The sequence below is a fragment of the Xenorhabdus yunnanensis genome, from assembly GCF_028598805.1.
GTDB classification, from domain to species: Bacteria; Pseudomonadota; Gammaproteobacteria; order Enterobacterales; family Enterobacteriaceae; genus Xenorhabdus; species Xenorhabdus yunnanensis.
Window position 1 is genome coordinate 19,505 of record NZ_JAQRFI010000050.1, and the last position, 11,456, is coordinate 30,960.

At 41.3% G+C, this 11,456-nt stretch carries 12 protein-coding genes; 7 read left to right on the forward strand and 5 right to left on the reverse strand.

Annotation, left to right across the window (positions count from 1 at the left end; genetic code table 11):
- The first annotated feature begins 506 nt into the window (after positions 1–506).
- The 5 genes from PSI23_RS16805 (at position 507) to PSI23_RS16825 (ending at position 4,101) form a co-directional block, all read left to right on the forward strand.
- Positions 507–1,142 carry a response regulator gene (locus PSI23_RS16805; protein ID WP_273556165.1) on the forward strand — a complete coding sequence of 212 codons (636 nt, stop codon included), beginning with the start codon at positions 507–509 and terminating at the stop codon, positions 1,140–1,142.
- 355 nt (positions 1,143–1,497) lie between these two features.
- Positions 1,498–1,908, forward strand: coding sequence for an ArsC family reductase (locus PSI23_RS16810; RefSeq protein WP_273556166.1), 411 nt, complete (start codon positions 1,498–1,500; stop codon positions 1,906–1,908).
- 14 nt (positions 1,909–1,922) lie between these two features.
- Positions 1,923–3,050, forward strand: coding sequence for a succinyl-diaminopimelate desuccinylase (gene dapE / locus PSI23_RS16815; protein ID WP_273556167.1), 1,128 nt, complete (start codon positions 1,923–1,925; stop codon positions 3,048–3,050).
- On the forward strand, positions 3,047–3,715 hold the full coding sequence (locus PSI23_RS16820) for a M15 family metallopeptidase (protein WP_273556168.1): 669 nt from the start codon (positions 3,047–3,049) through the stop codon (positions 3,713–3,715). Before dapE ends, PSI23_RS16820 begins: the two co-directional genes overlap by 4 nt.
- 191 nt (positions 3,716–3,906) lie before the next feature.
- Positions 3,907–4,101 (forward strand): YpfN family protein, encoded by a 195-nt coding sequence (locus PSI23_RS16825; protein WP_273556169.1) that lies wholly within the window; start codon positions 3,907–3,909, stop codon positions 4,099–4,101.
- Here the strand turns inward: PSI23_RS16825 and PSI23_RS16830 are convergent.
- Together PSI23_RS16830 and PSI23_RS16835 are read right to left on the reverse strand one after the other, a co-directional pair.
- Positions 4,046–6,289 carry a tRNA(Met) cytidine acetyltransferase TmcA gene (locus PSI23_RS16830; protein ID WP_507232774.1) on the reverse strand — a complete coding sequence of 748 codons (2,244 nt, stop codon included), beginning with the start codon at positions 6,287–6,289 and terminating at the stop codon, positions 4,046–4,048. The two genes, PSI23_RS16825 and PSI23_RS16830, sit on opposite strands and share 56 nt — an antisense overlap.
- Positions 6,286–6,738 carry a DUF441 domain-containing protein gene (locus PSI23_RS16835; protein WP_273556170.1) on the reverse strand — a complete coding sequence of 151 codons (453 nt, stop codon included), beginning with the start codon at positions 6,736–6,738 and terminating at the stop codon, positions 6,286–6,288. Before PSI23_RS16835 ends, PSI23_RS16830 begins: the two co-directional genes overlap by 4 nt.
- A gap of 482 nt (positions 6,739–7,220) precedes the next feature.
- On the opposite strand from PSI23_RS16835, the gene PSI23_RS16840 reads away from it, so the two are divergent.
- Entirely contained in the window at positions 7,221–7,574 is a 354-nt protein-coding gene (locus PSI23_RS16840) for a hypothetical protein (RefSeq protein ID WP_273556171.1), read from the forward strand.
- Between the two features lie 98 nt (positions 7,575–7,672).
- Here PSI23_RS16840 and purC read toward each other — a convergent pair whose 3' ends face one another.
- The 3 genes from purC to dapA all read right to left on the reverse strand — a co-directional run bounded on the left by purC (position 7,673) and on the right by dapA (position 10,441).
- Positions 7,673–8,386: a phosphoribosylaminoimidazolesuccinocarboxamide synthase gene (gene purC / locus PSI23_RS16845; RefSeq protein WP_273556172.1), complete on the reverse strand. Its 714-nt coding sequence runs from the start codon at positions 8,384–8,386 to the stop codon at positions 7,673–7,675.
- 91 nt (positions 8,387–8,477) lie between these two features.
- Positions 8,478–9,524: an outer membrane protein assembly factor BamC gene (bamC, locus tag PSI23_RS16850; protein ID WP_273556173.1), complete on the reverse strand. Its 1,047-nt coding sequence runs from the start codon at positions 9,522–9,524 to the stop codon at positions 8,478–8,480.
- A gap of 17 nt (positions 9,525–9,541) precedes the next feature.
- On the reverse strand, positions 9,542–10,441 hold the full coding sequence (gene dapA, locus PSI23_RS16855; protein WP_273556174.1) for a 4-hydroxy-tetrahydrodipicolinate synthase: 900 nt from the start codon (positions 10,439–10,441) through the stop codon (positions 9,542–9,544).
- Positions 10,442–10,692: 251 nt separating this feature from the next.
- On the opposite strand from dapA, the gene PSI23_RS16860 reads away from it, so the two are divergent.
- A complete protein-coding gene (locus tag PSI23_RS16860) occupies positions 10,693–11,274 on the forward strand; it encodes a glycine cleavage system transcriptional repressor (protein WP_273556175.1) in 582 nt (193 codons plus the stop codon).
- The last annotated feature ends 182 nt before the right edge of the window (positions 11,275–11,456 follow it).

Sequence of the window (11,456 nt, forward strand, 5' to 3'; positions counted from 1 at the left end):
TTGCTCAGTATAATAGTTACGGAAGGTTAAATCATGATGCCAACAACATTTTGTTCATAACCTTCAAAATCAAGGCACAAAAAACAAACAAAGAATGGCTTTATGTTGATCAATATTATATAGGTCTTATCCTAACGATACCTATAGAGAGGTATTTTATCTCCAATAAATAACCTGATAAATTAATTAAAGTTGTATTTAAGAATTAATATTTAAAATAAGTTTACAAAAACAAAACTTAATCTATAAAATATTCACTCAATTTATTTGGAAAATTATAAGCAATTAAGGAAACACATTTTCTTATGAAAGTGAATTTATTTCACCCGAATGGTTAAACCTGTTTGCGATATTTCTATTTTTATATCAGGATATATTTTCAGAATCTCATTAATGATGATTCAATATACTCCATAAAAATCACACAGCAATTTAACATAAAGCAGAATCCTGTCTTTTATGTTTTATCAAACATAGAATCTGCATTTCTATATGGGAGAAAGAACATGCATAATCATTCAGTCATGATAGTCGATGATCATCCAATCATTCGTCACGGCTTAAAAGAGTTGATTGAACTAGAACGAGAACTTATTGTGACTGCTGAAACCGGCAATGGTGAAGATGCGATTAATATCGCTTGCCAAATAAAACCTGACATTATTTTGATGGATTTGAAAATTAATGGCCTTTCAGGTGTTGATACGATTAAGTCTCTCCGCCGAAAAGGGCTTGATTCCTATATCCTGGTACTCTCCGATTCAGATCACAGAAGTGATATTTACGATGCTGTTGATGCCGGCGCGAATGGTTATTTATTAAAAGATATCGAACTTACTCCTCTATTGAACAACATAAAAAAAGCCATAGATGGTCATGCAGTTTTCAGTGAAAAAGTCCATCAATATTTATCTACCCGTCATCTTTATGTTGATCCGTTATCAAAATTAACCAAACGTGAATTAGACGTCTTAAAAGAAATCGCAGAAGGAATGACAAATAAAGAAATTGCTGATTTTCTTTTTATTTCAGAAGAAACCGTGAAAGTTCATACCCGTAACTTGTTGAAAAAACTTAAATCCCGCTCCCGTCTCGAAGCCACTATCATCTTTCTAAAACATAGAAAAACAGATTTCATTTAACGTTAGATTCTCTCTTAACGTCCCCAATATGAAACACAATTTCCCTAATCTTTAACGGTGGGAAATTGTGAGTTACCAAGAATAATAAATTAATTTGTTTTTAATTGACTTTCAATATAATACACGACGGTATTATATATTTAGTTTATTACTTAACTCGAAGTTAATCTGCCTTTATTGATGGTTTAAACATCCACAACATAAATGATAGGAAAGAAGTGGACAGAGAAGTTGATAGAGAGGTGGATAGAAAGGTGGATAGAAAGTGTGCGCAAGAATGCGTTGTCTGGATAAAATACTAAATTTCCCGCATTATGTCGGATATGTTAAACAAGACAAAACCAAGGCTTTCATCATGTCAGATGCCACTTCTCACAAAATATCCACTCTCTACGGTATCAAAAACTGCGATACCATAAAAAAAGCGCGTCGCTGGTTAGAAGATCAAGAGATCTCTTATCAATTTCATGATTATCGGGTTGATGGCCTCTCCCCTGAACTGCTTCAATCATTTATTGACCAAGTTGGCTGGGAATCTCTCCTGAATACCCGTGGTACAACGTGGCGTAAATTATCTGACGAACAAAAAGCAGCCATTAACAATGCAGAGGCTGCCAAGGCACTAATGCTGGAGCAACCTTCAATCATAAAACGCCCTCTGTTGATCTCGAGTACAGAAGATTCAAAAAACAAGGAGACAAAAGCAGAGAAGTATTTGCTAGGCTTCAAGGCAGAACAATATGAACAATTTTTCTCCCATGGCTAGATAAGGATACTATCATGATTTGTCCAGTAATCGACCTTGCTCAACAGTTAATCAATCGTCCTTCTGTCAGCCCAGATGATCAAGGCTGTCAGGAACTTCTTATCCAGCGCCTGCAAGATATTGGCTTCACAATAGAACGAATGCCTTTTGGCGATACCCTGAATTTCTGGGCTTATCGTGGAACTGGAGTCACTTTTGCTCTTGCTGGACATACTGATGTCGTTCCTGCCGGAGATATCTCGCAATGGCAAACTCCCCCTTTTGAAGCGTCTATTCGTGATGGAGTGTTGTATGGCCGTGGCGCTGCAGATATGAAAAGCTCTCTGGCTGCAATGGTTGTTGCTGCCGAACGTTTTGTTGCAGAGAATCCTGAGCATCAAGGCCGTCTGGCTTTTCTGATCACCTCCGATGAAGAAGCCAAAGCAGACAATGGTACAGTTAAGGTAGTTGAAGAGTTAATGTCTCGCCATGAACGTTTGGATTACTGTCTGGTAGGAGAGCCATCCAGCCAGCAACGCCTTGGCGATATGATCAAAAATGGTCGTCGGGGATCCCTGACTGCCAACCTGACTATTTTTGGTATCCAAGGCCATGTCGCCTATCCACAGTTGGCTGATAATCCTATTCATCGTGCGGTGCCTTTTCTGCAAGAACTCGTCAATACTAAATGGGATAATGGCAATGAATTTTTCCCTGCTACCAGCATGCAAATCGCCAATATTCAGGCGGGAACCGGCAGTAATAACATTATCCCGGGTAAATTGTGGGTTCAATTTAATTTCCGCTTCAGCACCGAACTGACAGATGCCGAGATCCGCCAGCAGGTTGAAGATATGCTGAAAAAGCACCACCTCAAATACGAGCTTAATTGGTGGCTATCAGGTCAACCTTTCCTGACTTGCAAGGGTGCTCTTGTTGATGCTGTGGTTGAATCCATTGAGCACTATTATGGATATAAGCCAGAGCTATCAACCAATGGCGGTACATCAGATGGACGCTTTATTGCCAAGATGGGAGCACAAGTCGTGGAGTTAGGGCCAATCAATGCAACAATCCATAAAACAAATGAATGTGTCAAAGTGTCTGATTTACAAGAATTGAGCCTGATTTATCAACGTATCATGGAGCAATTAATCAAATGATGACACCTGAAATCTTGACCGGTCTGTCCACGGATCATTTAATCACTCTTACTGGCAATCACCGTTTGCAGTTTAATGCTACTAAAGCGTTTCTTGCCATGCAGAAAGAAGCAACTAAAGCAGGTTTTAAACTACAACCTGCCAGTTCGTTCCGTGATTTTACGCGTCAGCAAACTATCTGGAATGAGAAATTCCATGGTCAGCGTCCAGTATTAGATGACAATAGCCAACCTCTTGATATTTCGAAAATGAGTGAAGGTGAACTTTGTGAAGCTATTCTCCGTTGGTCAGCCCTGCCAGGAGCGAGCCGCCATCATTGGGGTACTGAGCTGGATATTTATGACCCCTTTCTGCTGCCAGAAGGTAAAAAATTACAGCTAGAGCCGTGGGAGTATGAAAATGGAGGGTACTTTGAGCCATTAACCCATTGGCTGACAGAAAACATGTCTCATTATGATTTCTACCGTCCCTTTACTCGTCATGACACAGGTGTCGCTTATGAGCCATGGCATATCAGTTATTGGCCATTATCCCATGAAGCCGAAAATTTATTCGATGAACAAACCCTGCTGAGTGCTTGGGAGAATCGCGATATTGCCGGTATAAATTGGTTAAAATCCAATCTATCCTATATATTTAAAAAGTACATCAGGATAGTAGACTAAAAAACCGTGAATCAGAAAAATGGCAGATTAGCAAAATAGCTGACTATAAAAATAGTCAGCTTTAAAAAAGTAAAATCTAAAAACAGTTAAATTAAAAATAGCTAATTATCAGAAATGACACATTAGGCTCCTGAGCTTCATGCAAGAGGCTCTTAATATTCCAAGGAAAATATTATGTCGAGGAAAATACCATGCATTGGTTGATAGATTATTGGTGGATTGTTCTGTTAGTGCTCATCGGCATTATCATTAATGCGGTAAAAGCGCTAAATCGCGTCGATCCAAAATCTTTCTTGGATAACAAACGTGAATTGCCTCCGCATCGAGATCTTAACGATCAATGGGATGATGAGGATGATTGGTCGCAGAAGAATCACAAGAAATAACCCAGTTTCGCCAGTGATTGGCAAGCATTTCATCTATGTTTGCCAATGCATCAGCCGCCTCTTCCCGCCAGTGTTTCAGCAATGCCTTACGGCCACTCAAAGATAAATCACTAACACATTGTTCGATACTTAGTTGCTGTTGAAGATGTTTTCTCAACGCAGGCAGAGCCAAATGACTCATCAACAGTAATCTCTGCAATGCAAAATAAGACGCTGACAAAGGGCGATGGGCAAATGCAAATCCAGCCAATTCCTGCCAATCACTGGCATTAAGACTCTCGTCACTGCCATGCTCAACTGGCAAGGCAAAGCCCAGTAACGACTCCAATCCGCGGGCATCTCGGGATAATCGCTGCTGTGCGGATTGGGCAAATCGTTCCCCCTGCTCACTCAATGGCAAGACAGCCATTGCGGTATAACAACCACTGCTCGCTTCTCGATGAGTTCCCATTCTTACCAATCGAAAACCACATTTTTGCCACAGGGCCCAAAGGTCAGCAGTATAGCCAAAACTGACAGAAATAAAATCCAGCTTTTGTTTACTGGCTTCCCGGCATTGCTGGATTATCAAATGTTGCGCGATACCATGACGGCGATATTGAGCTTGTACAGCAATACGACTGACTCGCTGCGATCGCAAGATTGCAGCCTGCGGAAAACCGCTATGTGCTGCCAAGGATTGAGCCACCAAATTTCCTCTTGGTCGCCGACGCCCTGCCCATATCTCATGTGCCAATGTCTGTGACAAACCACCTTCACTCACCATCCATAAAGCGCCTATCAATTTTTGCTGATGCTCTGAAGAGCGGGAGATGGCAGCCAGGAATGTCATCCCGTTGCCATCCATTAATCGACGCAAATCAAGAGGAGATGTACGATAATGCGCACTGGTTAATAATCCATAAAATTGACGCAGTAATGTAGGATGTTGTAACCATTCGGACTGATGAATCGGATGAAAATGCAACTTTTCTTCGCTCAGGCGTTTTTCACTCAAGAGTTCTTTGCTTGATAGTTCTTCACTTAATCGTGTGTCATAAACCTGCGGCTTACCATCAATTATCTGTTTATCATTAATTAACTGTTTGTCATTGAATAACAGAGCACTGTCCAGCCACTCTTCCAATGGATCATTCTCAGCCCAACGCATGGGCGTTTTCAATTCACGAATATGACAATCAGGTAATGCGACACAAAGTTTCAACAAAAAACCACGCCCTGTTCCTTCATAACCTTGAACTGTCGAAGTCAACAATACTCGTGGAAAATGGCGGATCAATTCTGCCAATTGCGGCGTTGGGATCGCCGCAGCTTCATCAATCAATAACCAATCAGCTTCACTTTGATTTTCTTGCCCACTATTTTTCGCTCGGCAATATTTCAATAAATGGTCTACCGCCCAAAAAGGCGGTTCTTGTTCTAAAGATTTTTGCTCAGCATCCTCTGAGATATCGCCTGAAATACCGGAATAGCGTCGAATAACTTCTGTCGTTATTTTTGCGGGGGCACATAACCAGCATTTACCTTGCCAATATCGCACCAACATGCCTGCCAGAGCCGATTTCCCCCGCCCGCGTGGTGCAGTGATCACCCAAACGCCTCGTGTAACCTGTAACAATTCTTCAAGAAGAGATTGCTGACTGGTTGTTGGGTTCCCATCAGGCATCTGCCACATTCCAGTTTCAGGCAACGCCGACATCTGAAAAGGCATTTCCTGACGCCATAATAATACTTCAGGAAATGCGAGGATTTGTTGTTGAATATGCCGAATAAAATTAGGTGTTGGAATATCACCTACCGATTCATTCCAGCGCAAACTATCTTCATCAGGCTGTTCTGACCATTGTGACCAAACGGGTACACACATCACCAACCAACTTCCCGCTTTTAGTGTGCCAGCCAGTATCGCCAATGCTTCAGCATTAAACCCCTGGGTTGCATCAAAGATACCGTGCAGGAATTCACGTCCAAGCAAACTAACCGCTTTGGTTGGATCAATAGCTTTTGTTGGATCTATAACACCAGATGTATGAGCAGAAACCGTCAGCCAATCCCCTTGAAACTGTTTTGTGAGCTGATTGACGATCAATGCACTCCATTGGGGATAACCACTTAAAACGACCAAACGGCGTTGTCCCTGTTGTTGCATCTGTGCCTGCAACGTTACCCATGAGCTATGCACAGTCACGACTTACCAATCATGATTGACAAAAGACCAGCGGCAATCAGCGGGCCTACGGGAACCCCCCTGAATAGCGCCACACCCAACACCGTGCCGACCAATAATCCCGCCACCGTAGAAGGCTGACTAGACATTAAAGCAACACCACGGCTGCCCAACCATGACACAAGAACACCCACAGCAATAGCCAACAGGGATTTCCAGTTTAAGAAAGAACTAAAAATTTCCTGCGCGGAAATTTTCCCACTTGCGATAGGTGCCATGACTCCGATAGTCAGAATCAGGATACCTATCGTCAGGCCATACTTTTCCACCCAAGGGAAAAACTGATTCAATGGCGTGATACGGACTACCAACAGAAATAACATGGCAAGTGTCACTGTCATGTTATGGCTGATGATGCCAAGCCCTGCAAGCACAAGCAAAATAAGTAAAGTAGGATCAATATGACTCATTAGTTTTTATTTCCTATAAGACTCTATAAAAACAATGTTTGATTATTTTTGAATCAGACAACATAAATTATGACACGAACTGGATAATAACTTAAAATTTTTGTATTTAATGAAAAATATTTTATTCAGTGAGTGAATGATTATATTTACATATAAAACAATCATTAATGAAAGTGGCATGGAACAGATCTTCCTTGTACTTCAATCACCATACCTAAATTGAGTGAACAGTGGGGCAGCTTGCAGTTTGTTAACTTTCTTGCTTTAAGTAATAACATTGATAAATAATTATTCATACAAATCAAGATGCACCTTTTTTTCTTGATAAGAAAAAGCATCACAACATGGCAACTTAGCCATAGCGTCAGTAACAAGCCAGCCTTATTGCGCTTTTGCTGATAAATACCAACACTTTTACCAGGGTGAATTGCGGAAAGATTGTCAGAAGTAGTTTGCAATCAAGATGCATTCGTATAAGCAATATGAAAAAATTAACGTCCTCCATCATCATCTGTCTCTCCTTGGCAGGTTGCACCACGCAATGGGTACCAGCAACAAGTAATCCTGTCCCTTTCAGTGAAGCAAAAGTTGAGTGCAAGCTGTCAGCATTACAACAATTTCCTGTAAGAAATGAAGTAGCCCAGAGATCAACAATGAAAATGGTACAACAACCTTGTATAAATAAAGATCAATGCGGAAAAAATGGTTACTACAGTCAGAATGTTCCCGTGACCGAAAGCTATGTGATGGATGTTAACGAGGATTCCAGAAGAGAATCTTATCACGGCTGTATGCACCAAAAAGGCTGGAAACAAATAACCAAATCCCTGCTTTAACGTTGGCTGAGCGCGCAAAATAAGAAAATAGGATGCCCTTTTTATTGCCGGGCATCCTATTATTTTAAACAATACTTTTTAAGTAATCGTTTGCGTCACTAGTCCAAAATAACGCCAATACGGCGTGCAACTTCCTCATACGCTTCAATCAAGCCACCGAGACTTTGGCGAAAACGATCTTTATCCATTTTATCCATCGTCTGTTTGTCCCATAAGCGGCTACCATCCGGTGAAAATTCATCTCCCAATATGACTTTGCCCTTGAACAAACCAAATTCCAACTTAAAATCCACCAGAATCAAGCCCGCATCATCAAACAATTTGCTCAATACTTCATTGGCTTTGTAGCTCAGGCGTTTCATTTCAGATAAATGCTCTTTGCTCACCCAACCAAATGTCTCACAGTAGGATTCATTGACCATAGGATCGTGTTTAGCATCGTCTTTCAGAAATAGATCAAACAGTGGCGGATTAAGCACCACCCCTTCTTCCACTCCCAGACGCTTAACAAGGGAGCCTGCGGCACGGTTACGAATAACACATTCAACAGGAAGCATATCAAGTTTTTTCACCAAGGACTCATTATCTGACAGCAGTTGTTCCATTTGCGTCGGAATACCCGCTTCTTCCAGTTTGCTCATAATGAAATGATTGAATTTATTATTCACCATTCCCTTGCGATCGAACTGTTCAATGCGTTCACCATCCAATGCTGATGTATCATTACGGAATTCCAGTACAAGCAAGTCAGGATTGTCAGTGGCATACACTGTTTTTGCCTTTCCACGATACAACTCAGCTTTTTTCTGCATTTTATACTCCAGAAATATGACATCTTTAAACGTAAAGAATTAAACAAAAAACTCTTCCAAAATATAAAGGGGCCCTGGCCCCTTTAATATATTACTTATCTTTGGATTGGCTAAATGCGGCTTCCAGCACAGCCAGCATTTGATCATTTTCAGATTGAGTCAGCGGCTTACCTTTCTCACTGATAAACTGTAGGCTACTTCGGTTATCCAAATCACCCACCTGCAACTTATAGCTTCCTTCGCTGATAGAAGGCGCTTCTACACCCAACACTTTCCAATCAGAAGAACTGCGTCCTTTATAAGTCACTTCTATTGCTCCCTTGGAACGTGTACGATCCGTGACTTGCATACCAATGCTTTCCAACACGTATGGCAATCTGTTCCAAACTACGTTGTATGGTGCACGCACAATGATTTGAGGCAATCCGGTATTATCACTACCACTTTGTAAGGACAATGCACCTGAGCTTTTAGCGCTGCTCAGGCTCGTAGCCTCTTGTTGCAGGCTTAAGCCACTGACCAACTTATTAAGCATTATTACATTGTAACGCTGGATTTCGGCCGGAGCGGTAATTTCCTTTTCTCCATGTTTCAAACCTTCATTCGAAACAGACAAAACTGTTTGATAACTTTGCTGGGTAACCGAAATACGGTAACGTCCCTGATAAGGAACATCTTCATCTGCCCGTTGCCATGTGATCCAATCAGTCGTTACGGTTTGTGCAGAATCATCTTTATGGCTGACTTTATACCCATTTTCTGCCAGCAGATTGTTTATCTGTGACCATAATTTGCTGTATTCCGGAGTATTCTCAAGCAACAACTTACTGCTGTTAGCACTATTTTCAACGCGGGAACCCGTCAGTAACGGCAGAACCTGCAATGGAGGACGTATATCCAAATCTTTTCCCACTGCTCCTGTTGAATCCGTTGCCGGAATATTATACTCACCATTTTGCAGCGGTAATATCATTCCCGCAGGGATGTTCAATATTTTCAGTGGAGGCATGTCAAGATAGGATTGATCCCCGCTGACTTGACGTTTATAGCGCTGATCGCTGGAGCAGGCAGCCAAAAAAACTACCAATGATAGACCAGCAATCTTCATGACTTTCGATTTTTGCAATAATGTTGCCATTAAAATTCCCTAAAATTTTACAGTAATCCAGCTATTTTCAAGGCCTTACCAACTGGAACCTGCCCTTCCTGCGTTAGCGGAATCATTGGTAAACGCAATGAATCATCGGCAATCAATCCCAATTGACGGCAAGCCCATTTAACTGGCGTCGGGCTAGGTTCAACAAATAATTGATGATGCAATCCCATCAGTCGGCTGTTCAGGCCACGAGCCTTTAAAAATTCACCTTGCTCAGCCAATTCACACACCTGCGCCATTTCCGCTGCCGCAGCGTTTGCGGTTACAGAAATAACACCTTTACCACCAAGCTGCATGAAATCGACAAAACTTGCATCATCACCACTCAGCAGAATGAAATTTTCATCATTAACCAATTCTTGGATCTGACTAACACGACTTAAGTTCCCTGTCGCTTCCTTAAGTGCAACAATATTTTTCAGTTTCGCCAAACGTGCGACAGTGGGAGGCAATAAATCACATCCGGTACGAGATGGCACATTATACAGAATTTGTGGTAAGTCAGTATTCTCAGCTATTGCTTTATAGTGCAAATATAAGCCTTCCTGCGATGGCCTATTATAATAAGGTGTCACTGACAGGCAACCCACAACACCCGTGTTTTCGAAACAGTTGGTCAGAGAAATGGCTTCCGCCGTAGCATTCGCCCCTGTTCCTGCAATCACAGGAATGCGCCCATCAGCCATTTCCAATGTTGTCAGTACAACATCAACGTGTTCGTCATGGTTAAGTGTTGCGCACTCGCCAGTTGTTCCAACCGACACAATCGCAGATGTACCACTGGCGATATGATAATCAACTAATTTTTTCAAACTAGTCTTATCAACTTGACCAGCTGAGTCCATCGGAGTTATCAATGCAACTATACTGCCTGTAAAACCAGAATGATCGCTTACCATTACCATTTCCCCTTAGTTAAACCTTAAACTGCAAATGAGAAGTTCATGGTACTTTCTTGTTATACAGAAGAAAACTCTTTAAACACACGATTTCAATGAATTTTGTTAATATCAAGTGTAGCCAATTAAACAGAAATTATAATCATATTCTATACTCCCTTAACAAATGCGATTGACCTTCTCCTGATCATTTTTTATGTTTAAACACAATATACACAGCAGACATCTATTAAAATTAAAGGAAAATCGCTTTGCCAACATCAGAACAGCATTTTTTAGTGATCACAGCCCTGGGTACCGATCGTCCCGGCATCGTTAATACCATCACCCGCCTCGTTAGTACATGCGGTTGTAATATTGAAGATAGCCGTCTGGCAATGTTTGGCGAAGAATTTACCTTTATCATGTTACTATCTGGTAGCTGGAACGCCATTACTTTGATCGAATCCACCCTGCCACAGAAAGGCGCAGAGCTTGAACTACTCATAGTAATGAAACGCACACGATGTGGTGTTCAGAAAAAATTTCCTTCGACCATCACCGTTAAAGTAGATGTAGATGATTCACCGGGTATTGTTGAACGTTTTACCAGTTTATTCACGGCCCAAGATTTTAATATCGCTGAACTGGTATCAAAAACTCAACCAGCTGAGGGGAATCACTCTGCTCGCTTGCAGATTCAAATTACAGGCCACAACCCATCTGATGATAATGGCACGATATTTAAAGAAACCTTTCATCACCTATGTACAGAATTAAATGCACAAGGCAGCATTAGTGTACAAAATCATTCAAAAGTTGAAATATTACAACAAAAACGAAATAAAAAATAAAAACCAAAGAATGCATATGAGTATGTACAGAGAAGAAAGATATTCAAGCCTTCAATTTGGAAGCTGATTCTTAATAAGTATCCCCCGGCATAGCCGGGGGTTTTTCATCTGCGCCTATAAGGCTCTCTTACCAGCCGCGCCCTAACAGGCGCATCGCAATCTGACATTTGCATTCTATTGAT

Coding starts and splice junctions, on each gene's coding strand:
- dapE (WP_273556167.1), top strand. CDS start 1,923: ATGATTTGTCCAGTAATCGACCTTGCTCAACAGTTAATCAATCGTCCT.
- PSI23_RS16825 (WP_273556169.1), top strand. CDS start 3,907: ATGCATTGGTTGATAGATTATTGGTGGATTGTTCTGTTAGTGCTCATC.
- PSI23_RS16840 (WP_273556171.1), top strand. CDS start 7,221: ATGAAAAAATTAACGTCCTCCATCATCATCTGTCTCTCCTTGGCAGGT.
- PSI23_RS16805 (WP_273556165.1), top strand. CDS start 507: ATGCATAATCATTCAGTCATGATAGTCGATGATCATCCAATCATTCGT.
- PSI23_RS16835 (WP_273556170.1), bottom strand. CDS start 6,738: ATGAGTCATATTGATCCTACTTTACTTATTTTGCTTGTGCTTGCAGGG.
- dapA (WP_273556174.1), bottom strand. CDS start 10,441: ATGGTAAGCGATCATTCTGGTTTTACAGGCAGTATAGTTGCATTGATA.
- bamC (WP_273556173.1), bottom strand. CDS start 9,524: ATGGCAACATTATTGCAAAAATCGAAAGTCATGAAGATTGCTGGTCTA.
- purC (WP_273556172.1), bottom strand. CDS start 8,386: ATGCAGAAAAAAGCTGAGTTGTATCGTGGAAAGGCAAAAACAGTGTAT.
- PSI23_RS16810 (WP_273556166.1), top strand. CDS start 1,498: ATGTCAGATGCCACTTCTCACAAAATATCCACTCTCTACGGTATCAAA.
- PSI23_RS16820 (WP_273556168.1), top strand. CDS start 3,047: ATGATGACACCTGAAATCTTGACCGGTCTGTCCACGGATCATTTAATC.